We start from the raw sequence: 26,251 nt of genomic DNA, 5'->3' as shown, positions 1-26,251 counted from the left end.
CCAAGTAAATCTGCAGCTGAGCGAGCCGTGACTTCTAGCACAAAAAATTCAAGTAATTTTCTCTGTATAGATTTCTTTAGTTTACAATGAGTTATCTTCATTTTTGTAGATTAGCATAGTACCTAATCTACGTCAGCCCCTTATTTTAAGCTGCTAGGCGCTTTAAAGGCTTGCGCAGGGTTAAAAATTTCTTCATTTTTGAACCGTACTTTTTGTGGCTGCAAAGAAAGTGGCAGCGTGCGTTTTTGTGCCACAATCGCATATTGCGAAGCAAACCATTTCACTTCGTGGCGCAGTGGAAGCGGTTGCACCGCTAAAATCTCAAACCCCAACAATTCCAACCAATCTAACACACGCCATTGGCAAAATTGGCGATAAGCAAAATGATTTAAATGCCGTTTAAAGATCAATTTGCTGCAAGGGCTAAAAAGCGAAAGGAAAAGATAGCCGTCATCACTTAACACACGCGCCACTTCGCGCAATAGTTGATGGGGATCTTGGCTGAAATTCAAGGTTTGAGCCAGCAAGCAAGCGTCCACCGTGCCATCGCCAAAAGACAATTCTTGCAAACTGTCTTCAATCAGAATCATTCCTTGCTGTTGGCAAAGTGCGGTCAAAATTCCGTGCGTTTCTGGCGTGATCAAAACTTGCTGACAGTCGGTTTCACAGCGAATTTCCGCACTCAGTCCACCAAATTTAAGCAAACGCCGCCCTAAAATTCGGGGAAACCAATTTTCAAAATAGGCAGAGAGTAGGGTAGAATAAGCCACACCATTTGGCAGTTGTTGCCAGCTGGTGGGCAGGCTCAAAGAATGGGGATATTTTGCTCGCCATTGTAATTTCATCAAACTCACTCCAAGGATCTTCTATGTTAACGCCAATTCCTGCACTCAATGATAACTATATTTGGGTTTACGCACGAGAAAATTGTTCTGCCATTGTGATCGATCTCCCAGAAATAAACCGCTTAATCCCTTTTTTACAACAACACAATTTATTGCCAGAAGCAGTATTGCTCACCCATAACCACGTTGACCACGTTGCTGGCGTGCCAGCATTTAAACAGCATTTTCCCAATGTGCCGATTTATGGGCCAAAAGAATGTGCCGTCAACGCAACTCATATCGTCCACACAGGCGAAATTCGCACGCCCCATTATCATATTCAAATTATCCCAACGGGCGGACACACAGAACAGCATTTGAGTTATCTTGTGGACGAACACCTATTTTGCGGCGATGCCTTATTTTCCGCAGGCTGCGGACGGGTGTTTACAGGGGATTATCAACAAATGTTTGAAAGTTTACAACGCCTAAAATCCTTGCCAGATAGCACAATTGTCTGCCCCGCCCACGAATACACCTTAGCCAACTTAGCCTTTGCGCAAAGCGTATTAAACAACAAAAGTGCGGTCAAAAATCAACAAATTTTGATAACACAACAGCGCGAAAAAAAACAACCCAGCTTGCCCACCACAATGGCATTAGAAAAACATATCAACCCATTTTTAATCGCCGACAATCTGCCTCAATTTATCGAATGGCGCAAAGCGAAAGATCGGTTTTAGCGAGAAAGTGATTTGTAAATACCAAAAGATGTTTATGCCACTAGGGGGTTCAATAGGCATTGCCTCTTATTTAAATATGTAAATTGTATTGTTAAAAAATCGACAAGCGTAATTTTCCTAAGTATAATCCGCGCTCTTAATTTTAAGGTGCTTAAAACGCACTTATTTTTATGGGCGTCATGTTTTACAGAATGTGTAGAACAGGGGAGCAATAATACTAAATCTAGGGGTAATTAAATAGTGAACAGTATTTACAAAGTTATTTATAGTCAAGCATTAAACACATTCGTTGTTGTCTCAGAAATCACGCGTGGAAAAAGCAAATCAAGCAAAGGCAGCAGTGAAACAGTTTCAAACAATAAATTCAAAAATATTTCATTTTTTCTCACCGCACTTTCTGTTGCAGTATTAGCAGGAACGGGGAATGCTTTTGCAGCACAAGATGCAGTTTGTGGGGCTGATGGAGAAACAGTTGTTAATAATAATACAGGTGAAGTTGCATGTGGTTTTAATGCTCATGCTAGTGCAGATCAATCCATTGCTGTGGGGCAAAATACCATTTCTACTGCAATAGGCGATATGGCAATTGGGACAGGTGCAAAAGCAGATGGTACAACTAACAGTAATCGTGGAGTATATAACAACGGCACGGTTAAAACTGAAACAGCATCTGCAGCATTGGCTATCGGCGCAGGAGCAAGCGCAACAGGGCGTAATGCAATGGCAATTGGTGCAGGGGCGCAAGCTTCAAATACTGGTTGGATAGCTATTCCAGCTCAAGCTCGAGCAGATAACGTTGCTATTGGGGCAGCTTCCTTAGCCAATTACGGTGGTGTCGCAGCTGGTTTTAAAGCAACTGCTTCAGGTAGTGGGGCAGTATCAATCGGGATTGGTTCAAACGCTCCAGCGATAAATATGATTGCTATTGGTAATGGTGCAGGTTCTTCAATAAGTTCTAATACTAATGGTATCGCTATTGGTTTGGGTGCAGGGGCAAATTGGCAATCTGGTACGGGTTCAGTAGCAATAGGTGGGGGAGCTGGTACGTATAATCGAGGTAATACTAACTACTCTATGGGTGCTAATACAGGACAATATGTAGATGGCGCTGATGACTATTCGTTTGGTATTGAGGCTGGTCGTTATGTTAAAGGAAGTCAAAATACTGCTTTTGGTTATGCAACTGGAGCGATTGTGAATGGTAATAACAACTATTCCTATGGTAGAGGAACAAGAGGCACATTAACCTCTGGTGATAATAGTGCTGTTGCTGGGCAATGGGTTAACGGTAATGACAACTTATCTATGGGAACAAATGCAGGTCAGCATATTGGACAGATGGATGCCAAATTAGAAAACAATGCTGTTGTCTTTTCTAACGCTACCAATAAATCTAACCGAAACATTGCCTTAGGTTTTGAAGCAAATAAATTTAGCTATGATGAACCTCTCATGACTAGCGACAATATCGCACTTGGTACAAGTAGCAAGGCAAGCGGTGGGGATGCTATTGCGCAAGGTTCATCAGCAACCGCATCAGGAGATAGCTCAGTTGCTTTGGGTAAAGGTGCGCAAGCTACAGGTAATAGTGCAATTGCTCAAGGGGATGCAGCTCAAGCATCGGGTAGCTATGCTATTGCGCAAGGTGCTAATTCATCTGCCACAGGTGTTAGTGCTATTGCATTAGGGCAAGATGCAACTGCCACTAAAAATAGTTCAGTTGCGCTAGGTCAGATGGCTCAAAGTACAGGTGCACAGGCATTTGCAGGTGGTTATGATGCCCAAGCAAGTGGTGCACAAAGTTTGACTATTGGTTCATCATCACGCGCATCTGCACAAGGTGCAGTGGCTTTAGGTTGGAATGCTAATGCGAGCAAACAATCTGCTGTTGCGTTGGGAAGAGATAGCACAACAGATACTAGTGCTCAAACTGTTACTCAAGGTAAGGTTGGCAATATCATCTATGGTGGCTTTGCAGGAACAGTTTCAGGTACGGGCATGCAAGTATCTGTAGGTTCAGTAGGCAATGAGCGCCAAATTAAAAATGTTGCCGCAGGAGCAATTTCATCAACTTCAACTGATGCAATTAATGGTTCCCAACTTTATGCTGTGGCAAACGAATTTAATAACATTCCAGTTGTTTATACTGATGCCGAAGGCAATAAATTAGTTAAAGCTAATGATGGACAATATTATTCTCCAAGTGATGTTGGAGCAGATGGAAGTCCAAATAGTGGAGCTGCACCAGTAGCTAATATCGTAGCTTCTGTGCAAAGCGCAACTGGCTCAACAACTACGCCAACTACACTTGCTAATGTGGCCGGTAATTTAGAGGGGGCAAAAGCAGGTACTACAGCTCCCACAACTAATGCTGAGGCACCAACTAATACGGATGGTATTAAAAATAATGCGGCAACCGTTGGTGATGTGTTAAACGCAGGTTGGAATTTGCAAGGTAATGGCAGTGCAGTGGATTTTGTGAAACCGTATGATACGGTGAATTTTGCTGACGGTACAGGAACAACGGCATCAGTTGAAAATACAGACGGTAAAACCTCAACAGTCAAAATTAATGTAAAAACGACCGCACTTTCAACAGATAGTGATGGCAAAGTTACAGCAAATGAAACTGGGAATAGTTTTGCCACTGCCGAAAATGTAGCAAATGTGATTAATAATGTGGTTACCAACACAACTTCACAATTTGCAGGTGATAATAGTGATGTAACTGTAAAACGTAAACCAGCAGAAACTTTATCGATTAAAGGTGGTGCTGATGCAGATAAATTATCCGATAACAATATTGGTACGGTAGGAAATGCAGATGGCTCAATCACTGTAAAATTAGCTAAAAACATCAATCTTGGCGATGATGGTAGTGTTACCACTGGCAACACAGTAATTAATACAGATGGTTTCAAAATTAATAATATCGATCCTAACAAAATTGTCAGTGTTACTTCTTTAGGTTTAAACAATGGTGGTAATCAAATCACTAATGTTGCGAGTGGTTTAGGTAACACCACATTAGAAAATGCGATAGGTAACGTGTTAACTAACGCAGTGAATGTGGGTGACTTAAAAAATGCGGTCAATAGCATTACACAATCACAAAACGGTGGCGGTTTTGGTTTACAAGATGTGAATGGCAACGCTGTGAAGAAAAATCTAGGTGAAACTGTGATTGTAAAAGGTGGACTTGATAGCAATGCTAACGCAGCAGCGACTAATATCCGTGTTGATGTGGAAAACGATGCGGTTGTGATTAAAATGGCACAAGATTTAAAAGATTTAAATAGTGTGACAATTGGTAGTGGCAATAATGCAACCACTTTAACCAGCTCAAGCAATGGATTAAGCGTGGGTGGAAATAAAATAACGAATGTTGCAAGTGGTTTTGGTAATAAAACAGAAGCTGAGATTAAACAAGCAATCGCCAATGGTACTCTTTCAGCAGATGAAAAAACAAATGCCGCAAATATTGGTGATTTATTAGCTGTACAAAATAATGTGACTAATGTAACCAGTAACTATCAACAGACTTTAGGTAAAGACTATGTTGATGAAACTGGTAAATTGACCGATAAAGGTAAAGAAGCCTTAGTTACCTATGAAGTTTCTGGACAAAAAGAAAGAGAAAATAACTCTATCATTGAGTCTATTGTTCAAGTAAAAGAACAGGGTACTAAATATTTCCACGTGAATGGTGGGCAAGCAGTTACAGGTACTAGAACAAATACTGAAGATGCGAGTGCTTCTGGAGTAAAATCTACTGCAGTGGGCTATCAAGCTAGTGCGGAAGGAGAAAATGCGATTGCAATGGGGAATGCATCTAAAGCAACAGGTAAAAATAGTATTGCTATTGGTACCAGTAATGTTGTATCAGGTGAAAATTCTGGAGCAGTAGGTAATCCAAATACTGTTAGCGGAAATAGTAGCTATGCAGTGGGTAATAATAATAAAATTACTACAAATAGCACTTATGCTTTGGGTAGCAATATTACGAAAACTACTGATAATTCTGTATTCTTAGGTGATAACGCTTCATCTAATGGAGTGCATACAACTGCAAATGGTGGAAGTTATACCTATGCAGGAGCAAATGATGCGAATGTCGCTGGAGGCAATAATGTGAAAGGTGTGGTTTCTGTTGGTAATGCAAATGAAACACGTCAAATCCAAAACGTTGCTCCTGGTGTTGTTTCAAAAAATAGTACTGATGCAGTTAATGGCAGCCAGCTTTATGATACACATCGTGTGATTAACAATATTGGTCAAGATATGCATAAAATGAACAAAGATTTACGTGCTGGTATTGCTGGAGCCGCTGCATTAGGCATGCAGGCGCAGCCTACGCGAGCAGGTAAATCAATGATTTCTCTTAGTGGATCAACTTATCGAGATCAAAGTGCGATGGCTTTAGGGGCATCTCGTGTTTCTGACAACGAAAAATGGGTTGTTAAGCTTGGTGCATCGGCTGATACGCGTAAAAATTATATTGTCGGTGGAGCTGTTGGATACCAATTCTAATATGTTTAATTAGACATACTATATAATCATAATAAACCTACGATTTTTCGTAGGTTTATTTTTTATATAAAACACAGCTAAATCTGTCCGCACTATTTTTTCTCTCGCCAATAAGTGGCAAAGCGGGGTTTGCCCGAATTTGTTAAACCGCGGTATTTGTAAGTGATGACGCTTCCGATTGGGGGCGGATTGGTTCGCTGTTTTAGGGTAAATCCAGAGCCGATTTTGAAGCGTCCACGTTGATTTTCACAGGTGAGTGAACCGAGAACATTGGCGAATTGCCCTTTGCCTTTATGGTGTTCAATAACCGTACATTCTTCATCAAGTGCGGTCTTTAATTTCAAAATTTGCGTGCTACGTTTGCCAAATTCATAAGGCGCATTGGGATTGCGAATGACGACACCTTCCCCGTTTAAACCTTCTATTTCCTTGAGAAACTGCTGAATATGTTGTGGGCTTTGGATTGGCGTTTGTTTGATGATTTTAATATAAGGCGTAGGGTGCGTTTTGAGATAATCTTCTAAAACGGCTAATCGTTCAAATAAATTGCCCTTTGCCGTAGGCACATCAAAAACGTGTAATGCTAAGCTTTCCCAGCCTTTGTCTTTTTGCGAACGCACAATGCTAGAAATTTTTTCAAATTGCCCACGTTGTGAAAAGAGTTCACCATCAATAGCAAAAGGGGGAAAATCTCGCAGAAAATAATGTGGCGGTGTGAGAATTTGATTTTGCCGCGTATAAAGTTGCGAACCGTCCCAATACCCACGAATGCCATCAAGTTTTTCGCTGATTACCCAACCTGTTACATCTTGCTTTTCGTAGTGTTGTAATAACATTAAATCTGGCGGATTTCCGACCGCACTTTGCAGGCACAATAAATTGAATAAAAATAATATTGCTGTGAAAAAACGAGTGTGCATAATCCTGTCCTTTTAGTTTAGTGCAGAATTATTGGCATAATTGGCAGGTATTAAGCAATTTCAGAGAACAGAATTTGGAATAAAGATCACAAAAATCCCAGAAGTGCGGTGAAAATTTGCGAAATTTTGACCGCACTTAATGCATAACTATCAGCGTATGAATAATTTTCATAAAGGGATGGAATTTTTTTCACTACGCAAAGGGAAGAATTTTGATAGACTAACAACACTTCAAAAACAATAAATATAAGGAATGTCTATGTCTCAATTATTTCCAAATGCAACACAACGTACCTCCGCACCTTACCGTTTTGATATTGTAGGTAGTTTTTTACGTTCTGATGCGATTAAAAACGCACGCGCAGCCTGTTCTTGTGGCGATATTTCTTGCGCAGATTTAACTCAAGTTGAAGACGCTGAAATTGCAAAATTGGTAGAACATCAAAAAGCGGTGGGGTTACACGCTGTTACTGATGGCGAATTTCGCCGTACTTTCTGGCATTTAGACTTCTTGGCAGGTTTAGATGGAGTGCAAGAATTTGAACCAGAAAAATTCCCTGTGCAATTTAAACATCATAGCGTGCGTCCAAAAACAGTGAAAATCGTGGACAAAGTGGATTTTTCTGAAAGCCATCCATTTGTCGAACATTATCGTTCATTACAACAAATTGCTGGCGATAAAGAAGTGAAATTTACTATTCCTTCGCCGTCAATGTTGCATATTATTTGTTCTTTACGTGAGCAAAATTATCAGCCAATCCCACGTTATGAAAATAACAATCAGCTGTTATTAGATGACATCGCCGATGCCTATATCAAAGCGATGAATGTGTTCTATAAATTAGGCTGTCGCAATCTACAATTAGATGACACAAGCTGGGGCGAATTCTGTGCTGAAGATAAACGCAAGGCTTATCAAGATCGTGGTGTTGATTTAGACCAAGTGGCAAGAGATTATGTGTATATGTTGAACAAAATCGTGGATGCAAAACCTGCACCAGACATTGCGATCACTATGCATATTTGCCGCGGTAATTTCCGTTCAACTTGGTTCTCTGCGGGTGGTTATGAGCCTGTGGCGGAAATTTTATTCGGCACTTGCCGTGTAGACGGTTTCTTCTTGGAATACGACAGCGACCGTGCAGGCGATTTTAAACCATTACGCTTTATCAAAGATCAACAAGTGGTATTGGGATTAGTCACCTCAAAAGATGGCACCCTTGAAAACCGTGATGACATCATTGCACGCATTAAAGAAGCAGCACAATATGTGGATATCAACCAACTTTGCTTAAGCCCACAATGTGGTTTCGCTTCAACCGAAGAAGGCAATATTTTGACCGAAGAACAACAATGGGCAAAACTTGACTTTATTCGCGGTATTGTAGAAGAAGTTTGGGGAAAATAACAAATCTTGTAGATAATTGTTATTTCAATTGAACTTGATAAAAGTGTGGTGTTTGCAACTATTCTATAAAAAATAGTGAGCAAATTGACCGCACTTTTTCTTTGTAATAATGATGAGTTTTTGTTTTTAGCTTAACAAATAAGCGTTAAATTTTAAGCTATCCAGTCTATACAACCTATTTAGTCGCCCCTAACATTTCATTTCTCTTCTTGCACTCCCATTCATTTGAGCTATCATAGTGCGGTCAAATTTTGACGTTTTTTCGGAATTTTATTATGAATAAATTAAAACTGCTGATTGTCGTTGCAATCGCTTCCAAGTTATTTGCTTGCACCAGCCAAAAGACGGCAAACAAGAAATTAGGCTATTTGAAAACGGATATTAGTTCTGCTGAATTGCAAAATCCAACGTTGTACAAACGTTATTATTACAGTTGCTCAAACTATGAAACGGGCAGCGATTCTTATCTATCAACCTATTTTCCCCTTTCTCGTGAAAGCCGTATGAAAGAAAATTTTGGTATCTATTTTCAGTTAGACGGTGGCAAAGCCGAGCCTTTTGACCATATCGCTAATGTGCCGTTAAATGCGCAGGGCTCTCGTTTTGAAGTGATTTATCGTTCTTATCAGCAGATTAACGGTGCTTATGTGGATTTGATTGCACGAGAGCTTAGTTCGACCTATTACAAAAATATCAATGGCACTCGTGTCCCTTGGTTGGAGTGTCGAGAAGGTTAATCTTAACGCCAAAACCTATGTTATAAAAAACATGTTCTAAAAACCTATGTTATTCAGTCTTATAACATAGGTTTTATTTTGCCTTTTTATCGCTAGATATTCATTTGTTGGAATAAATTGAGTTTATCTGGCACGAGATAAACTTGTTCATTGACGTGATACTGCGCTTCGTTATAAGCACTTTTAGTCAGAATCACTTCAATCGGTTGCTCGCTTTGATTGCTTTCAATTTCAATGCGCACAATAAAACCAATCGCGTTAATATGCGTAATTTTTCCTGTGGCGAGTGCGTTTTCTGCTAAGCGTGAAATCGTAAGTTCATAGGGGCGGATATAGGCCGTTGCCGATTGATTTTCAACAGGGTTGGCGACATTGGTATGCGCATTGATATTATGCGCAAATTCGCCGACAACAAGTTTCCCCTGATCAATATGCCCATGAAACACATTCACATCGCCGACAAATTGGGTCACGAATGGCGTTTGCGGCGCGTGATAAATTTGGTTCGGCTCGTCTATTTGCTCAATTTGCCCCTTATTCATCACCACAATGCGATCAGAAACATCGAGTGCTTCATCTTGATCGTGAGTAACGAAAATACTGGTGACATTTAATTCTTGGTGCAAATCACGCAACCAACGGCGCAATTCTTTACGCACTTGCGCATCTAGCGCGCCAAAGGGTTCGTCTAATAATAACACTTTGGGCTGAACCGCAAGGGAACGTGCTAAGGCAATGCGCTGACGTTGCCCGCCCGAAAGCTGATTCGGGTAGGATTGGGCAAGATGTTCTAACTTGACTAAACGCAAAAGTGCGGTCACTTTTTCAGAAATTTCTTGTTTTGTTGGGCGCGTTTTGCGTGGTTTCACTTGCAAACCGAATGCCACATTGTCAAAAACCGTCATATTTTGAAATAAGGCATAATGTTGGAATACAAAGCCCACGCCTCGTTCTTTGGCGGATAAATGGGTCACGTCTTGCTGTTCAAAGAAAATTTTGCCGCTGTCTGCAAATTCTAAGCCTGCAATGGTGCGTAACAATGTTGTTTTTCCGCAGCCACTGGGGCCTAAAAGGGCGGTGAGCTGATTGCGGCTAAACTGCAAATTAATATTTTTTAAGGCGTGGAAAGCGCCGAAGTGTTTTTCTAAATTTTCAATTTTAATCGACATAGCTAATCCTATTATGCACTGCGGCTGTGTAGTGATTTTTCAATTTTACGCTGTTGCTGCCAGCCAATAATATTTTGCAAGCCAAGGGTAAAAATGGCTAATAAGGCTAATAAACTGGCGCAGGCAAAGGCGGCGAGAAATTGATATTCGTTGTAACTAATTTCCACATACAGCGGAACGGTGTTGGTTAAACCGCGGATATGCCCAGATACCACGCTCACCGCGCCAAATTCGCCCATCGCTCGGGCGTTGCTTAAAATAACGCCATAAATTAACGCCCATTTAATCTTCGGCAATGTGACTTTCCAGAATAATGTCCATGGACTTGCGCCGAGAATGAGCGCGGCTTGTTCTTCGCTATTGCCTTGAGCGGTCATTGTGGGGATTAAGGATTTTACAATCAAAGGGAAAGTGACAAATAAGGTGACGATCACAATGCTTGGCATTGCGAACACAATACGAAAACCGTGATCGATAAACCATTTTCCCACTAAACCGTCTAAGCCAAACAATAATAAGAACATCAAGCCAACCACCACAGGCGAAATGGAAAACGGCAAGTCTAAAAGTGCGGTCAAAATTGCCTTACCTTTGAAATTGAAGTAGGCGATGGTCCACGCCATTATCACGCCAATAATAATATTTATAGGCAATACGATTAACGCGACTTTAACCGTGAGCCAAATGGCAGCAAGGGCTTCTTCATCGCTGATCGCTTGAATAAAAAGGCGGATGCCTTGTTCAAAAGCATAGTAAAACACCGTAAGCAACGGAGCGAGTAAAACCACGCTGAAAAATAATAAGGCGATCGCAATTAGCGTCCATTTTTGCCAAGAATTTGTCTGTTTCATTATTTCACCTGTGTCATTTTGTTGCCCACTTTCCACTGCAAGGCGTTAATGCAGAAAATCAAAATAAAGGAAATGCTAATCATCAATAACGCCACCACCGAAGCGCCTTGAACATCGTAGAGATCCAGTTTTGACATAATGATCAGCGGCGCAATTTCAGACACTAAGGGCACATTGCCTGCGATAAAAATCACTGAGCCATATTCCCCTAATGAACGGGCAAATCCCATTCCTGCGCCACCAATAATCGCAGGGAGAAGCGAGGGAATAATCACGCGGGTTAATGTTGTCCATTGGCTCGCGCCGAGAATGTTTGCCGCTTCTTCATAGCTGGGATCTAAATTTGCCAAGACTGGCTGAATCGCGCGCACCACAAAGGGTAAGCTGACAAAAATCAAGGCAACGGTGATGCCGCTTGGTGTATAGGCAATATGGATTCCGATGCTTTCTAAGAATGAACCGATAAACCCTGTTGGCGCATAAAGTGAGGCAAGGGCAATGCCAGCCACCGCTGTGGGCAAGGCAAAGGGTAAGTCGATAAACGCATTGATGAGTCCTTTGCCCCCAAAATGGTAACGCACCAAAACCCACGCTAATAGAAAGCCGAAAATCACGTTCACAATGGTTGCAAAAAATGCCATTTTGAACGAGAGCCAAATAGACGCCACCACACGTTCGCTACTCATAATCGCCCAAATATCGCTAGCACTTAATTGCAGCGCTGTGGCAATCAGTAAGATTAATGGCAGCAAGATCATGGATGTTAGCCACAGGATCGTAATGGTTATGCCGCGTTTAAAAAAGGGTAAAACAGTGCGCATCGTTTTCGTACTCCTATAAAACATCAGAAAAAATAACCGCACTTTTTGGCGAATGCAAAGAACAAAAATTTATTTGTTATAACTGAATTGAATATTTAAAGGCTTTAGTTTGCTTTCTATATTTCTTTTTAGAATAAAAAATAAAAAAAGGTTATTTTATTCTCGTAAACTTTTGCTTTATAAATTCATCATGTCGATTTCAAGGGATTTGTCGAGCGATTTGGGAGGAAATTAAATGAAGAAAATTGCAGTATCTTTTCTTTGTGTTTTTGCTCTGATTAGTGCGCTGATTACCACAGTGGCAAATACTAACGAAAAACCTGAAAAACAAGTGCTGTTGCACGTGGCATACGATGTGATTCGGGATTTTTATAAAGAATACAACGCAGATTTTCGCTTGCAGCATCCTGATGTGGTAGTTTCGCAATCCCATGGCGGCGCAAGCAAACAGGCATTAAACGTTGCGAGCGGATTGCCTGCGGATATGGTTACGCTCACCCAAGCCAATGATATTGAAATGTTGGTCAAAAAAGGATTAGTGGCGACAACTTGGCAGCGAGATTTACCCAATAATGCCACGCCTTTTGGATCGGTAATGGTGTTTTTGGTGAAAAAAGGCAACCCAAAACAGATTTTAGATTGGCAAGATTTAGCGCGAGATGATGTGCGCACCATTTTTGCTAACCCTAAAACCTCTGCCAATGGGCGTTTCGCTTATTTGAGTGCCTTGGGTTATGCCGAACAAGCATTCGATAATCAAGCGCAGCAATTCGCATTTATAAAAAAAATCTTAGCTAATGTGCCAGTGCTTGAAGCAGGCGCGCGGGCGGCAACGATTGTGTTTACCCAACGTAATTTGGGCGATGTGTTAATTACCCCAGAAAATGAAGCCGCATTAGCCACCCAAGCCTTGGGCGCGGATAAGTTTGAAGTCGTTTACCCGAGTTTTACTGCATACACGCCTGTGCTCGTGGCGGAAGTGACAAAAAATACGGCGATGAATGGCTCACATCAGATTGTTCAAACTTATTTGCAAGGTTTATGGACAGAATCGGCGCAAGAATTGGCAGCGAAAAATCATTTTCGTCCAACTAATAAAAAAATATTAGCAAAATTCACCGCACTTTTTCCGCAGGTGAACAGCTTTGATGTCAATGAAAAATTTGGGGACTGGAAGACCATTAACCAAACGCATTTTGCCGACAATGCATTATTTGACCAACTTTATATTCAAGCACAAGGACAACATTAATGAACTATTTTCCTTTATTTGCAGATTTAAAACATCGCCCTGTGCTTGTGGTGGGCGGCGGTGCTGTGGCTGCGCGCAAAGTGAGTTTATTGCTGAAAGCCAATGCAGAAGTGCGTATTGTGGCACAAAAATTAAATCCAGAATTGACCGCACTTTGGCAACAAGAACGTGTAATTTGGCTGAGTAAAGCATTTCACGCAGAACAAGTGCGCTCAGTTTTCTTTGTGATTGCGGCAACCGATGATGAACAGCTAAATCACCGTGTGTTTCTTGTGGCAGAAAGCCAGCACAAGTTAGTGAATGTGGTGGATGATCAGCCGCATTGCAGTTTTATCTTCCCGTCAATCATTGATCGCAGCCCAATTCAAGTGGCGATTTCCAGTGGTGGCTCTGCGCCTGTATTAGCCCGTTTGTTACGCGAAAAATTAGAAGCCTTATTACCGCAACATTTAGGTGCAATGGCAGAAATTTCGGGTGTTTGGCGTCGCAAAGTGAAAAGCAAATTAAAAACCATGACAGAACGCCGCCGCTTTTGGGAAAGCTTGTTTGATGGTCGCTTTTCACAATTAGTCAAGAATCGTCAAATTAACCAAGCAGAAAAAGAATTAGCATTGCAATTAAATGAAGATTATCAAGGGGGATCGGTTTCTCTTGTGGGCGCAGGGCCTGGCGATGCAGGTTTATTAACCTTAAAAGGTTTGCAAGAAATTCAACAGGCAGATGTGGTGTTGTATGACGCTTTGGTATCGGAAGAAATTTTAGAGCTAGTACGACGCGATGCCGAATTGGTTTTTGTGGGCAAACGTGCGCAAGGCAAACAGGTGGCACAGGAAAGCACCAATCAATTATTAGTGAAATATGCTAAACAAGGAAAACGTGTGGTGCGCTTGAAAGGGGGCGATCCTTTCGTATTTGGGCGTGGCGGGGAAGAATTGGAAACCTTGGCAGCGCAACAAATTCCTTTTTCGGTCGTGCCGGGAATCACCGCCGCCATTGGCGCAACAGCCTACGCTGGCATTCCCTTAACTCACCGTGATTATGCGCAAAGTGCGATTTTTGTCACAGGCCACCGCAAAGCCGATTCTGCCGATATTGAATGGCAAACTTTGGCGCGCTCAAATCAAACCCTTGTGATTTATATGGGCACATTAAAAGCGAAAGATATTGCTACCCAATTACAAGAATTTGGCCGCGCAAGTTCAACGCCAGTTGCGGTCATTTCACAGGGCACGCAGATCACGCAAAAAACACAAATTGGCACTTTGGCTAATTTAGCCGAGCTTGCAGAAAAAGCGCCAACGCCTGCTCTTATTGTGGTTGGTGAAGTGGTCGCCTTGCACGATAAATTAGCTTGGTTTGGTGAAGATAAAGGTACAGATAAATTAGTGCAAAAACGACCGCACTTTACCTTAGATAGTTTACGCATTGAGCGTGTTGCATAGTGTTAACGAATTGTGGGAAAAGCAAAAATGATCATTAAACCAACCCTTTGGAGTATTCCGCAGCCGACAGAGGCTGATTTTACGAAATTAGAGGAAAAAGAGACCGCACTTTACGCGCGGATCGAACAAATTGCCGCGAATCATCGCAATGCGAAATTTGCCAGTAGCTTGGCGGTAGAAGATATGCTTATCACTGACGTTATTGCCAAAATCCAAGCGGACATTAGCGTGTTTACTTTAGAAACAGGGCGTTTAAATCAGGAAACCTTAGCGTTGATCGATAAAGTGAAAACAAATTATCCGAATTTGAATTTTCAGCTTTATTTTCCCGATGCACAAAAAGCCGCGGAATATGAACAACAAAAGGGCAAATTCGCTTTTTATGAAAGTATTGAGCTACGCCGTGAATGTTGCTTTATTCGTAAAATCGAACCGCTGAACCGCGCTTTGCAAGATGCAGATGCATGGCTCACTGGGCAGCGCCGAGAACAATCGGTAACCCGCACAGAACTTGCCTTGCACGAACAAGATACGAGCCGAGGCATTGATAAATATAACCCGATTTTTGATTGGTCTGAATTAGAAGTGTGGGCATATATTTTGAAACATCAAATTCCTTATAACGAATTGTATAAACAAGGTTTTCCAAGTATTGGCTGCGAGCCTTGCACCCGCCCTGTTAAAGCGGGTGAAGATATTCGTGCAGGCCGTTGGTGGTGGGAAAATAAAGACAGTAAAGAATGTGGATTACATAAATAAATTCTTAAACAGCAAACAACGATTAGTCTGATAAAGGATTAGGCTGACAACGGTTAAAAATAATTGAGTGCGTGAACGAACGCATACTCCAAATCAAGCATCAATATGGGAAGTATAAATATGACAACGCAAAATAATATTGAAAATGGGCATTTAGATTGGCTTGAGGCCGAATCAATTTACATCATTCGTGAAGTGGTGGCGGAATGTAGCAATCCAGCGTTGCTGTTTTCTGGCGGTAAAGACTCCGTCGTGTTATTGGCTCTGGCTCGCAAAGCATTCCAACTGGAAGGCCGTGATTTAGTCTTGCCATTCCCTTTAGTGCATATTGATACGGGGCATAACTATCCAGAAGTGATCCAATTCCGCGATGAACAAGTGAAAAAATTAAACGCAAGATTAGTGGTTGGTCACGTTGAAGATTCTATTGCCAAAGGCACCGTGGTGTTGCGCAAAGAAACCGATTCTCGCAATGCGGCACAAGCGGTAACCCTCCTAGAAACCATTGAAGCAAACGGCTTTGATGCATTAATGGGGGGGGCAAGACGAGATGAAGAAAAAGCGCGTGCCAAAGAACGCATTTTCTCTTTCCGTGATGAATTTGGACAATGGGATCCCAAAGCACAACGCCCAGAATTATGGTCGCTGTATAACGCTAAATTGCATAAAGGCGAAAATATGCGTGTCTTCCCAATTTCAAACTGGACAGAATTAGACATTTGGCAATATATCGAACGTGAAAAGCTAGAATTGCCGCCAATTTATTATGCACACCAACGTGAAGTGGTCGAACGCAATGGCTTGCTTGTTCCTGTAACACCGCTTACGCCAAAACAAGCGAATGAAGAAAGCAAAGTGGTTTCGGTGCGTTTCCGTACCGTTGGCGATATTAGCTGTACTTGCCCTGTAGCCAGCACCGCTGCTACGCCGGCGGATATTATTAAAGAAACGGCAGTCGCTGAAATCTCTGAACGCTCCGCCACACGAATGGACGACCGAGCCAGCGAAGCGGCAATGGAACAACGTAAAAAACAAGGCTATTTCTAAGAAAACACACGATGTGTTCGGAATGTAAGGACAAATAAATTATGAGCAACTTGAACCAATATGCACCACTTCGTTTTATTACCGCAGGCAGCGTAGATGACGGCAAAAGCACTTTAATCGGGCGTTTACTTTATGATAGCAAAGCCTTATTGAGCGACCAGTTATTAAGTTTGAATAAATCTAAAAATGCGGGCGAAGTGATTGATTTCTCCATTCTCACAGACGGCTTAGAAGCAGAACGTGAGCAAGGGATTACCATTGATGTAGCATATCGCTATTTCTCTACGGCAAAACGCAAATTCATTATTGCAGACACCCCTGGGCACGAACAATATACCCGCAATATGGTCACAGGGGCTTCCACCGCGCACGCGGCGGTGGTGTTGATTGATGCTTCGCAATTAGATTTTCAGCAAGCAGAAGTGGAATTATTACCACAAACCAAACGCCATTCCGCAATCTTAAAACATTTACGCACACCGCACGTCATTGTGGCGGTTAATAAAATGGATTTATTGGATTTTGATGTGGAAAAATTCAATGCCATTACCACGGCGTACAATAAATTGGCAGCACAGCTGGGCTTGCAAAATGTGAAATTCGTGCCTGTTTCAGCCTTGCAAGGCGATAATATTGTGCATAAAAGTGACCGCACTTTGTGGTATACAGGTGAGCCATTATTAACCATTTTGGAAAACTTGCCGACCGATGATAACCAATTAACCGCGGCAAAAGATTTCCATTTTCCCGTGCAATTAGTGGTGCGTTTAGACCAAGACAAAGCCGATGATTTCCGTGGTTATCAAGGGCGTATTGAAGCAGGACAAATCAGCGTGAATGACAAAATTCGCATTGAACCTAACGGCATTGAAAGCACCATCACGGAAATTTATTCGCCAAATGGTCTAGTGCAATCAGCAAAAGTGGGTGAGCAAGTCACGCTTCGCCTAGCCGATGACATTGATATTTCGCGCGGCGATACTTTTGTGGCAGCCGACAGCGACACCTATTCCAGCAAACAATTAGTGGCAACCATTTGTTGGTTCGATCAACGCCCATTGAACCCTGCGCGCAAATATTTGCTCAAACACGGCACACAAACTGTTTTTGCGAAAGTGAGCGAAATTGAACAAATTTTAGACATTAAAACCTTGTTCAATCTTTCTGATGCAGAGCAGGTGAAAATGAACGATATCGCACAGGTGCGAATCAGTTTACAAAAACCAATCACCGCCACGACCTATGAGAAAAACCAAGCATCGGGTTCATTCATTTTAATTGATGAAGCCACCTATCACACGGTCGCAGCAGGAATGATCTTAGAAAATTAACCAAAAATTGACCGCACTTTGCTATGTCGGATAAAGCCCAATAAGGCTAGACAAATTGATGACTAGCGAACGCTGATTCGGATAACAAAGATTTTGCAATCAAAACATAATTTGTGGGGAAAACAACAATATGCCAAACACAACATTACCCTTAACCCCTGAAGCGTTGCAAACGCTTTCAGATTTAACGCCAACCCAGCTTGCCTGGCTTTCAGGCTATGCGTGGGCGAAATCGCAAGGCGTGGGAGCCGAAAGTGCGGTCGGTTTTGCGCCAGTTTTAACTTCAGCGGCGGAACCATTAAACGTGACCGTGCTTTCAGGTTCGCAAACAGGCAATGCCAAAGGGGTTGCCGATAAATTAGCCGATCGTTTAAAGGCGGAAGGCGTGAATGTGAACCGCTCACAATTGAAAGATTACAAAGCGAAAAATATTGCCGATGAAAGCCTTGTATTGTTGGTGACTTCAACCCAAGGCGAGGGCGAGCCGCCTGAGGAAGGAATGTTGTTGCTCAAACTATTAAACGGTAAAAAAGCACCAAAACTGGATAATTTGCAGTTCGCAGTGTTGGGCTTAGGGGATTCTTCTTATCCTAATTTCTGCCAAGCGGGCAAAGATTTTGACAAACGCTTTGCAGAACTTGGCGGCACACGTTTATTAGAAGTGGGCGTTGCCGATTTAGATTTCCAAGCAACGGCAGAGCAATGGATAAATGATGTTGTGGATATTGTAAAAGCAAAAAATGCCGCAGCGTTATCAGTAAGCTCACAAGCGTCAGCTGCACTTTCTGCGCCTAAAGCAGGGCAGGCTGCAAAAACATCGCAATATAACAAAGAAAATCCGTTTCCAGCCACGTTGTTGACTAATCAACGAATTACAGATCGCTCGGCAGAAAAAGATGTGCGCCATTTAGAGTTTGATCTATCCGGCTCGGATTTAAGCTATCAATCAGGCGATGTATTAGGTGTGTATTTTGAAAATGATCCTGCACTCGTGGCTGAAATTTTAACCGCGATTGGCGTAAACGCTGATGAAGAAGTGAACGTAAACGGAAAATTATTGACTATTTCCAGCGCACTGCAAACCGAATTTGAACTCACTCAAAACACCTCAGCATTTGTGAAAGGCTATGCGGCATTGGCGAATAATGCCGCCTTAGATGTGATCGTGGCAGATAGCGAGCAATTACAGCAATTTGTGCAAAATACGCCAATTGTAGATGTGATCAATAGCTTCCCAGCAACGCTTGCTGCGGCAGACTTTGTCAGCCTACTGCGCCCGATCACGCCACGTTTATATTCCATTTCTTCCAGTGCAGACGAAGTGGGCGAAGAAGTGCATCTCAGCGTGGGCGTGGTGCGCTTTGAGCATAAGGGCAAAGTGCGTTCAGGCGGCGCGTCAAGTTATTTGGCAGACCGTGTAGAAGAAGACGGCACGGTGCGAGTGTTTGTTGAACACAATGATAACTTCAAATTGCCGCAAGATAATACTAAACCGATTATTATGATTGGTTCTGGCACAGGCATTGCCCCGTTCCGTTCATTTGTACAGCAACGTGCTGCAGAGAGTGCCGAGGGCAAAAACTGGCTGATTTTCGGCAATCAACATTTTGCGTTAGATTTCTTATATCAAACAGAATGGCAACAATTCGCCAAAGACGGTTTCTTGCATAGATACAGTTTTGCTTGGTCTCGCGATCAGGCGGAAAAAATCTATGTGCAAGACAAAATTCGTGAGCAGGGCAGCGAACTGTGGCAATGGCTACAAGATGGTGCGTATATTTATGTGTGTGGCGATGCGAGCCGTATGGCGAAAGACGTGGAGCAAGCACTGATTGATGCCATTGCGGAACACGGAAAATTATCCGCAGAAGACGCCGAAGAATATTTGGACAACTTGCGTGAAGATCGCCGCTATCAGCGCGATGTTTATTAATAATGCATAAACAAAATTCCGCCGCAAAAATTTAGCAAAAGTGCGGTCAAAAAAATGAAAATTTTAATTGAATTGGTTAATGGTTCGACAAAATTACCAAGCGCCAATTCACGGAGTGAACAATGATGACAGACACAAAAAATAAAAAAGGGCTGGAATGGCAGCAGCAACCGCTTTCAGATAATGAACGTTTGAAGGCTGAAGGTAACTTCTTACGAGGCACAATTTTAGATGACTTAAAAGACGGTTTAACTGGCGGTTTTAGAGGCGATAACTTCCAATTAATTCGTTTCCACGGAATGTATGAGCAAGATGACCGCGATATTCGTGCAGAACGTTTAGACGAAAAACTTGAACCGCGCAAATTTATGCTGTTGCGTTGCCGTTTGCCGGGCGGGATCATCAAACCTGCGCAATGGCTTGAAATTGATAAATTTGCGCGTGAAAACTGTTATTACCGTTCGATCCGTTTAACAAATCGTCAGACTTTCCAATATCACGGCGTGCCGAAAACCAAATTGCAAGATATGCATCGCCTGTTGCATAAAATCGGCTTAGATTCGATTGCCACCGCATCGGATATGAACCGTAATGTTTTATGCACGTCCAACCCTATTGAGAGCGAATTGCATCAAGAGGCTTACGAATGGGCGAAGAAAATTTCTGAGCATTTATTGCCACGCACCAACGGCTATTTAGATGTGTGGGTATCAGGGCAAAAAGTGCAGAGTTCAGACAGTTTTTTAGCGCAAGAAGACGAACCTATTTTAGGTAAAACCTATTTGCCGCGTAAATATAAAACCACGGTTTCCATTCCGCCGCTCAATGACGTAGACGTGTTTGGTAACGATATGAACTTTGTGGCAATTAAAGACGAAAACGGCAAACTCGCTGGATTTAATGTGCTAATTGGTGGTGGGCTTTCAATGGAGCACGGCAACACTGCGACTTATCCCCATGTGGCATTAGAATTTGGTTATATTCCACGGGATCAAATATTGCAAGCCGCAGAAGCGATTGTGACCACTCAACGTGATTTTGGCAACCGTGCAGATCGTAAAAATGCGCGTACCCGTTATACCATTCAAAATATGACTTTTGAAGGGTTCAAAGCGGAAGTTGAACGCCGTATGGGCTTTCCATTTGAAGCCATTCGCCCTTATAAATTCACCGAGCGTGGCGATCGCCTTGGCTGGGTAAAAGGCATTGATAACAAATGGCATCTCACTTTATTCGTGGAAAGTGGGCGTTTAACCGACAATGATCCGAATAAACCGTTGATGACAGGGGTGTTGGAACTTGCCAAAGTACATAAAGGTGATTTCCGCATTACCGCAAACCAAAACTTGATCGTGGCAGGGGTTGCGGAAGAAGATAAAGCCGAAATTGAAAGCATTGCGCGTAAATACGGCTTAATGGAAAAAATCAGCAAACAACGTGAATATTCAATGTCTTGCGTTTCCTTTCCAACTTGCCCATTAGCTATGGCGGAAGCGGAACGAGAATTGCCAAGTTTTGTGACCGAAGTAGAAAAACTGTTGGCAAAACATAATGTTGCCGATGACTATATTATAACTCGAATTACAGGCTGCCCGAACGGTTGTGGGCGTGCGATGTTGTCGGAAGTGGGCTTAGTCGGCAAAGCAATTGGGCGTTACAATCTTCACATCGGCGGTGATCGCCCGGGTTATCGCATTCCACGTTTATATCAAGAGAATAAAACGATCCCTGAAATTCTCGTTGAATTGGATCGCTTGATTGGACGCTGGGCGACAGAGCGTCATCAAGATGAGGCGTTTGGGGATTTTGTCATTCGTGCAGGCATTGTCGCCCCTGTGGTCAATGCACCCGTGGACTTTTGGGATGCCTCGAAAGCTATTCCTGTGAAAACAGCATAATAAAAATCTGAAAAAATAACCGCACTTGCGTTGATATTGGCGAAAGTGCGGTTAATTTTATGAAAGTTTTTGACCGATTGAAAAATAATCCAAATTTTGACCGCACTTTGAGCATCTGAAAAAGTGCGGTCAGATTTAATTGGTTAATTTAGCCAAAATAGATAGCCGAATGTGGCAATAGCGAAGACGCTCATTGTGTTCAGAATAACCCCTGCTCTTATCATATCCCGTTGTTTGATGCAGCCAGTGCCAAATACGATTGCATTTGGCGGGGTCGCCACTGGCAGCATAAAGGCACAACTCGCCCCGAAGCCGATAATCAACGCCAAGCCAAGTTCTGGCATACCAAGTGTTTCGGCGATAGAGATAAAAATAGGAACAAGCAAAGCGGCGCTCGCCGTGTTGCTGGTAAATTCTGTTAAAAAGATGATAAATGCAGCAACAATTAAGCCGATAATATAAAAGTGCCCACCCTCAATTAGGAACACAATACCGTCTGCCATAATTTGGCTTGCGCCTGAATTTTTTAACACACCGCTGAGGGTTAAGCCGCCGCCAAACAGCAATAATACGCCCCATTCTGTGTTATCTTGAATTTGTTTCCAGCTAGCCACGCCCGTGATTGCCACCAGCGCAGCAGCCAATAACGCCACTAAACTATCAAAACTGCCCATATTTTTGCTGAGCCCGAAAAACTCACTAAAAATTGGATTTAGTTTTGCGCTAAACACCCAGCAAAATGCCACGAAAATGAAAATCGCGAGGGTTTTCCAGCGGGCGAAATTCATTTCAATTTTTTCAAAGTTTTGGTCGAAACGGAAATTTAAACGCGGTTTAAAAATAATGAACAGCGTCCCCACCATTAATGGCATAAGCACAAACATTATTGGCAAGCCATATCCTAGCCAATCGGCAAAGGTTAAGTGTAATTGCGAGGCAACAATCATATTAGGCGGGCTTCCCACAAGGGTTGCCATTCCGCCGATACTAGCGCTATAAGCGATCCCTAGCAACACAAAGGTGTAAGTATTATGTTCGTGCTCCGCATCTAATTTGCTTAACACGCCCATTGCCAGTGGCAACATCATCGCTGCGGTGGCGGTGTTACTAATCCACATCGACAAAAAGACAGTCACGATAAACAAATACAGTACGGCGACCAATAAATTGCCGCGCGCAAGTGCCATAATGCGGTTGGCAATCAGGCTATCGAGCTTTTGAATATGCAAGGCTGTCGCTAATGCAAAGCCACCAAAGAAAAGGAAAATGGTGGGATCCGCAAATGACACCAAGGCTTCTTTGGTTCCAACCAGTCCGAGAGCCGCGGCGAGAATCGGCACGAGAATGGCTGTCACGCTGACGTGCACCGCTTCGGTGAGCCAAAGCACTGCCACAAAAGCGAGCAATGCCAAACCTTTATTCGCCTGCGCTTCAAAGGGCAAAAATTTGAGTAACAGCGCGAAAAGCACCACATCGAGGCAAAAAACAATGACTTTAGGCGTCCAATGTTCTTTTAGTTCTGGGGTCATGTCCATGGGCTACTCCTTACCTTATTTGTGCCATAACATAGCGACAGATTAATTATTTGTAACAAAAAAACAACAAGTATTTTACGAAACTGTGACTTTCGTCAAAATATTTCCCCGTAAAAGTGCGGTCAAATTTTGAAAAAATTTTGTATAATGCTCGTCATAGATAAAAAACAGGAAATTTCTATGCACAACTCATTTGAACGCTGGCTAGAGCAAACCGCTTTAGGGGGCGCCAACCAATCTTATATCGAAGCACTTTATGAAGATTATTTGAGAGATCCAGCCTTAGTAGAGCAAAGCTGGCGAGATATTTTTGATTCTTTACCAAAACTGACCGCACTTGTTGCAGAGCAGCCGCATTCTACGGTTCGTGATTATTTCAAACAGTTAGCCCGTGAGCATTCTCAGGCTGGCAGCAATGTGATTGATCCGCAAGTGAGCGCACGTTTGGTAAAAGTGTTGCAATGGGTGAATGGGCACCGCAACCGCGGCCACTTAGATGCCAATCTCGACCCGTTAAACTTATGGGAACGTATGCCGTCCCCAACCTTAAATTATAAACATTATGGCTTTAGCGAAGCGGATTTAGACAAAGAGTTTGATATTGGTGGTTATGTGTATAACCGCGATAAAATCACCTTGCGCGAGTTAGAATTTAATTTAAAAAATACCTACTGTGGCACGCTTGGTTTTGAGTTTATGCATGTAAATGATTTGGAAGCGCGCACTTGGTTGCAAAGCAAAGCCGAGAATTTACTGAATAAACCCTTATTTAATCGTGATGAACAGCTGACCTTTTTGAAAGAATTAACCGCCGCAGATGGCTTAGAACGTTATTTAGGGGCTAAATTCCCAGGGGCAAAACGTTTCTCTTTAGAAGGCAGTGACGGCTATATTGTGCTAATGAAAGAGATCATTCGCCATTCGGGCAAAAATGGCGTGAAAGAAATTGTATTCGGCATGGCACACCGTGGGCGTTTGAATATGTTAGTGAATGTGCTGGGCAAGAAACCTGCGGAATTATTTGATGAATTTGCCGGTAAACATTCAGGCAACCGCACAGGCGATGTGAAATATCACCAAGGCTATTCTTCTGATTTTATGACGGAGAATGGCATTGTGCATTTAGCTTTGGCGTTTAACCCATCGCATTTAGAAATTGTCAGCCCTGTAGTGATTGGCTCTGTGCGCGCCCGCCAAAAACGTTTGAATGATGTTGAGCGCAAACAAGTTTTGCCGATTACTGTGCATGGCGACAGCGCGGTGATTGGGCAAGGCGTAGTGCAAGAAACCCTAAATATGGCAAGCACGCGCGGTTATAACGTTGGTGGAACAATCCGTGTGGTGATTAATAACCAAATTGGGTTTACCACTTCGAATACCAAAGATACGCGTTCTACCGAATATTGCACGGACATTGCCAAAATGATTGAAGCGCCTGTTATTCATGTGAACGGCGATGATCCCGAAGCGATTGCCTATGCTGCACGAATGGCTGTGGAATTCCGCACCCAGTTTAAACGCGATATTTTCATTGATTTAGTTTCCTATCGTCGCCACGGGCATAATGAAGCCGATGAGCCATTGGCGACCCAGCCTGTGATGTACAAACTAATCAAAAAACACCCGACACCACGCAAAGTTTATGCAGATCGTTTAGTGGCAAATGGCGTGATTGAAGAATCCCACGCAACGGAATTAATGAATCAATACCGTGATGCCTTAGATCAAGGGGCTTGCGTTGTGGAAGAATGGCGCGAAAGTGATCCGAACAAGGCGTTATGGAATAAATATTTAGGCGAAGAAGCCTGTGATTATCAAGGTTATTTCGATCAAACGCGTTTTAAAGCATTAGCCTTAAAAGCCTGCGAATATCCTGCGGATCATCCTATTCATTCCCGCGTAGAGAAAGTGTATAACGATCGCAAGCTTATGGCGCAAGGCGAAAAATTATTCGACTGGGGCGCGGCAGAAATGATGGCGTATGCCACCTTGCTAGATGACGGACATTCCATTCGTCTTTCTGGCGAAGATTCAGGGCGTGGCACTTTCTTCCATCGTCAAGCGGTGTTGCACCACCAAGAACAACGCAAAGCCTATATTCCATTGTGCCATTTGCACGCTAACCAAGGGCGTTTTGAAGTGTGGGATTCTGTGCTTTCAGAAGAAGCGGTGCTTGCCTTTGAATATGGTTATGCCTCCACCGATCCAAAAACGCTCACCATTTGGGAAGCACAATTTGGCGATTTCGCCAATGGCGCGCAAGTGGTAATCGACCAATTTATCAGTTCAGGCGAACAAAAATGGGGCAGAATGTGTGGCTTGGTTATGCTGTTGCCACACGGCTATGAAGGGCAAGGTCCCGAGCATTCATCTGCTCGCCTAGAACGCTATTTACAACTTTGTGCGCAACAAAATATGAAAGTTTGCGTGCCATCAACTCCTGCGCAAATTTATCATTTACTGCGCCGCCAAATGCTCTGTTCAGAACGCCGCCCATTAATTGTGATTACGCCAAAATCTTTATTGCGTCATCCATTGGTGCAATCCAGTATGGAAGAGTTAATGAATGGCACCTTCCACAATGTCATTGATGAAATTGATGAATTGGATGCGCAAAAAGTGAAACGCGTGGTGCTTTGCGCGGGTAAAGTGTATTACGATTTATTGGAACAACGCCGCAAAAATGGGCAAACCGATGTAGCGATTATTCGTATTGAACAGCTTTATCCTTATCCCCACGAAGAAGTGCGGTCAATTTTGGCAAAATTTTCTCATGTCACCGATTTTATTTGGTGCCAAGAAGAACCGCTCAACCAAGGCGCGTGGTATTGTAGTCAACATAATTTCCGTGTCGAATTACCAAAAGGCGCTGATTTGCGCTATGTTGGACGCCCTGCTTCTGCCTCGCCTGCGGTGGGATATACGGCATTGCACAATGAACAACAACGTGAATTAGTATCCAATGCGTTGGATTTAAACTTCTAATTAAAACGAAAACATTGGCGTAGCTCAAAATATACGCTAATGAGAAAAATAAGGGCGAGCAAGCCC

18 protein-coding genes and 1 pseudogene are annotated in these 26,251 nt (G+C 42.8%); 12 read left to right on the top strand and 7 right to left on the bottom strand.

The features are described from left to right. Positions 1-101: pseudogene (locus C8D76_RS07625) on the bottom strand (IS1595 family transposase); the annotation flags it as partial. Between the two features lie 39 nt (positions 102-140). Then, complete coding sequence (locus tag C8D76_RS07620; protein WP_116632190.1) at positions 141-845, bottom strand: methyltransferase domain-containing protein; 705 nt, start codon at positions 843-845, stop codon at positions 141-143. A gap of 23 nt (positions 846-868) precedes the next feature. Here C8D76_RS07620 and gloB point away from each other — a divergent pair, with 23 nt between their 5' ends. Further along, complete coding sequence (gene gloB / locus C8D76_RS07615; RefSeq protein WP_116632189.1) at positions 869-1,567, top strand: hydroxyacylglutathione hydrolase; 699 nt, start codon at positions 869-871, stop codon at positions 1,565-1,567. Positions 1,568-1,807: 240 nt separating this feature from the next. Next, positions 1,808-6,097, top strand: coding sequence for a YadA-like family protein (locus C8D76_RS07610; RefSeq protein ID WP_116632188.1), 4,290 nt, complete (start codon positions 1,808-1,810; stop codon positions 6,095-6,097). Between the two features lie 92 nt (positions 6,098-6,189). Here C8D76_RS07610 and C8D76_RS07605 read toward each other — a convergent pair whose 3' ends face one another. Then, positions 6,190-7,017: a DNA ligase gene (locus tag C8D76_RS07605; protein WP_116632187.1), complete on the bottom strand. Its 828-nt coding sequence runs from the start codon at positions 7,015-7,017 to the stop codon at positions 6,190-6,192. Between the two features lie 259 nt (positions 7,018-7,276). Here C8D76_RS07605 and C8D76_RS07600 point away from each other — a divergent pair, with 259 nt between their 5' ends. Continuing rightward, positions 7,277-8,425 carry a 5-methyltetrahydropteroyltriglutamate--homocysteine S-methyltransferase gene (locus C8D76_RS07600; RefSeq protein ID WP_116632186.1) on the top strand — a complete coding sequence of 383 codons (1,149 nt, stop codon included), beginning with the start codon at positions 7,277-7,279 and terminating at the stop codon, positions 8,423-8,425. A 275-nt stretch (positions 8,426-8,700) separates the two neighbouring features. Continuing rightward, the gene (locus C8D76_RS07595; protein ID WP_116632185.1) at positions 8,701-9,162 is read left to right on the top strand and encodes a hypothetical protein; all 462 of its coding nucleotides are present in this window, start codon (positions 8,701-8,703) and stop codon (positions 9,160-9,162) included. Positions 9,163-9,254: 92 nt separating this feature from the next. On the opposite strand, the gene C8D76_RS07590 is transcribed toward C8D76_RS07595, so the two are convergent. From C8D76_RS07590 to cysT, 3 genes are read right to left on the bottom strand one after another with little or no spacing between them, the layout of a single operon-like run. Then, on the bottom strand, positions 9,255-10,331 hold the full coding sequence (locus C8D76_RS07590) for a sulfate/molybdate ABC transporter ATP-binding protein (protein WP_116632184.1): 1,077 nt from the start codon (positions 10,329-10,331) through the stop codon (positions 9,255-9,257). Between the two features lie 11 nt (positions 10,332-10,342). Further along, the gene (gene cysW, locus C8D76_RS07585; RefSeq protein ID WP_116632183.1) at positions 10,343-11,182 is read right to left on the bottom strand and encodes a sulfate ABC transporter permease subunit CysW; all 840 of its coding nucleotides are present in this window, start codon (positions 11,180-11,182) and stop codon (positions 10,343-10,345) included. Further along, positions 11,182-12,003 (bottom strand): sulfate ABC transporter permease subunit CysT, encoded by an 822-nt coding sequence (gene cysT, locus C8D76_RS07580; RefSeq protein ID WP_116632182.1) that lies wholly within the window; start codon positions 12,001-12,003, stop codon positions 11,182-11,184. The genes cysW and cysT overlap by 1 nt, the downstream gene beginning before the upstream one ends. A gap of 235 nt (positions 12,004-12,238) precedes the next feature. Between cysT and C8D76_RS07575 the strand changes: the two genes are divergently transcribed. The 7 genes from C8D76_RS07575 to cysI all read left to right on the top strand — a co-directional run bounded on the left by C8D76_RS07575 (position 12,239) and on the right by cysI (position 21,665). Continuing rightward, positions 12,239-13,255, top strand: coding sequence for a sulfate ABC transporter substrate-binding protein (locus C8D76_RS07575; protein WP_116632181.1), 1,017 nt, complete (start codon positions 12,239-12,241; stop codon positions 13,253-13,255). Then, positions 13,255-14,697 carry a siroheme synthase CysG gene (cysG, locus tag C8D76_RS07570; RefSeq protein ID WP_116632180.1) on the top strand — a complete coding sequence of 481 codons (1,443 nt, stop codon included), beginning with the start codon at positions 13,255-13,257 and terminating at the stop codon, positions 14,695-14,697. The genes C8D76_RS07575 and cysG overlap by 1 nt, the downstream gene beginning before the upstream one ends. 27 nt (positions 14,698-14,724) lie before the next feature. After that, complete coding sequence (locus tag C8D76_RS07565) at positions 14,725-15,456, top strand: phosphoadenylyl-sulfate reductase (protein WP_116632179.1); 732 nt, start codon at positions 14,725-14,727, stop codon at positions 15,454-15,456. Between the two features lie 120 nt (positions 15,457-15,576). Further along, on the top strand, positions 15,577-16,503 hold the full coding sequence (gene cysD, locus C8D76_RS07560) for a sulfate adenylyltransferase subunit CysD (protein ID WP_116632178.1): 927 nt from the start codon (positions 15,577-15,579) through the stop codon (positions 16,501-16,503). A gap of 41 nt (positions 16,504-16,544) precedes the next feature. Further along, on the top strand, positions 16,545-17,834 hold the full coding sequence (locus C8D76_RS07555) for a sulfate adenylyltransferase subunit 1 (RefSeq protein WP_116632177.1): 1,290 nt from the start codon (positions 16,545-16,547) through the stop codon (positions 17,832-17,834). A gap of 130 nt (positions 17,835-17,964) precedes the next feature. Continuing rightward, a complete protein-coding gene (locus C8D76_RS07550; protein ID WP_116632176.1) occupies positions 17,965-19,767 on the top strand; it encodes an assimilatory sulfite reductase (NADPH) flavoprotein subunit in 1,803 nt (600 codons plus the stop codon). A gap of 125 nt (positions 19,768-19,892) precedes the next feature. Beyond that, positions 19,893-21,665 carry an assimilatory sulfite reductase (NADPH) hemoprotein subunit gene (gene cysI, locus C8D76_RS07545; protein ID WP_116632195.1) on the top strand — a complete coding sequence of 591 codons (1,773 nt, stop codon included), beginning with the start codon at positions 19,893-19,895 and terminating at the stop codon, positions 21,663-21,665. A gap of 143 nt (positions 21,666-21,808) precedes the next feature. On the opposite strand, the gene C8D76_RS07540 is transcribed toward cysI, so the two are convergent. Then, positions 21,809-23,200: a DASS family sodium-coupled anion symporter gene (locus tag C8D76_RS07540; RefSeq protein ID WP_116632175.1), complete on the bottom strand. Its 1,392-nt coding sequence runs from the start codon at positions 23,198-23,200 to the stop codon at positions 21,809-21,811. Between the two features lie 180 nt (positions 23,201-23,380). On the opposite strand from C8D76_RS07540, the gene sucA reads away from it, so the two are divergent. Next, positions 23,381-26,185, top strand: coding sequence for a 2-oxoglutarate dehydrogenase E1 component (sucA, locus tag C8D76_RS07530; protein ID WP_116632174.1), 2,805 nt, complete (start codon positions 23,381-23,383; stop codon positions 26,183-26,185). Positions 26,186-26,251 lie beyond the last annotated feature (66 nt).

It is taken from the genome of Alitibacter langaaensis DSM 22999 (genome assembly GCF_003096995.1).
Classification (GTDB): Bacteria; Pseudomonadota; Gammaproteobacteria; order Enterobacterales; family Pasteurellaceae; genus Exercitatus; species Exercitatus langaaensis.
Note: the sequence above shows the minus strand (reverse complement) of the source record. Positions and strands in the feature narration are given on the sequence as shown.

What these genes read in the sequence shown, in the direction of transcription:
- C8D76_RS07620 (WP_116632190.1), bottom strand. Translation starts at nt 845, where the DNA reads ATGAAATTACAATGGCGAGCAAAATATCCCCATTCTTTGAGCCTGCCC.
- gloB (WP_116632189.1), top strand. Translation starts at nt 869, where the DNA reads ATGTTAACGCCAATTCCTGCACTCAATGATAACTATATTTGGGTTTAC.
- C8D76_RS07605 (WP_116632187.1), bottom strand. Translation starts at nt 7,017, where the DNA reads ATGCACACTCGTTTTTTCACAGCAATATTATTTTTATTCAATTTATTG.
- C8D76_RS07600 (WP_116632186.1), top strand. Translation starts at nt 7,277, where the DNA reads ATGTCTCAATTATTTCCAAATGCAACACAACGTACCTCCGCACCTTAC.
- C8D76_RS07595 (WP_116632185.1), top strand. Translation starts at nt 8,701, where the DNA reads ATGAATAAATTAAAACTGCTGATTGTCGTTGCAATCGCTTCCAAGTTA.
- C8D76_RS07590 (WP_116632184.1), bottom strand. Translation starts at nt 10,331, where the DNA reads ATGTCGATTAAAATTGAAAATTTAGAAAAACACTTCGGCGCTTTCCAC.
- cysW (WP_116632183.1), bottom strand. Translation starts at nt 11,182, where the DNA reads ATGAAACAGACAAATTCTTGGCAAAAATGGACGCTAATTGCGATCGCC.
- cysT (WP_116632182.1), bottom strand. Translation starts at nt 12,003, where the DNA reads ATGCGCACTGTTTTACCCTTTTTTAAACGCGGCATAACCATTACGATC.
- C8D76_RS07575 (WP_116632181.1), top strand. Translation starts at nt 12,239, where the DNA reads ATGAAGAAAATTGCAGTATCTTTTCTTTGTGTTTTTGCTCTGATTAGT.
- cysG (WP_116632180.1), top strand. Translation starts at nt 13,255, where the DNA reads ATGAACTATTTTCCTTTATTTGCAGATTTAAAACATCGCCCTGTGCTT.
- C8D76_RS07565 (WP_116632179.1), top strand. Translation starts at nt 14,725, where the DNA reads ATGATCATTAAACCAACCCTTTGGAGTATTCCGCAGCCGACAGAGGCT.
- cysD (WP_116632178.1), top strand. Translation starts at nt 15,577, where the DNA reads ATGACAACGCAAAATAATATTGAAAATGGGCATTTAGATTGGCTTGAG.
- C8D76_RS07555 (WP_116632177.1), top strand. Translation starts at nt 16,545, where the DNA reads ATGAGCAACTTGAACCAATATGCACCACTTCGTTTTATTACCGCAGGC.
- C8D76_RS07550 (WP_116632176.1), top strand. Translation starts at nt 17,965, where the DNA reads ATGCCAAACACAACATTACCCTTAACCCCTGAAGCGTTGCAAACGCTT.
- cysI (WP_116632195.1), top strand. Translation starts at nt 19,893, where the DNA reads ATGACAGACACAAAAAATAAAAAAGGGCTGGAATGGCAGCAGCAACCG.
- C8D76_RS07540 (WP_116632175.1), bottom strand. Translation starts at nt 23,200, where the DNA reads ATGGACATGACCCCAGAACTAAAAGAACATTGGACGCCTAAAGTCATT.
- sucA (WP_116632174.1), top strand. Translation starts at nt 23,381, where the DNA reads ATGCACAACTCATTTGAACGCTGGCTAGAGCAAACCGCTTTAGGGGGC.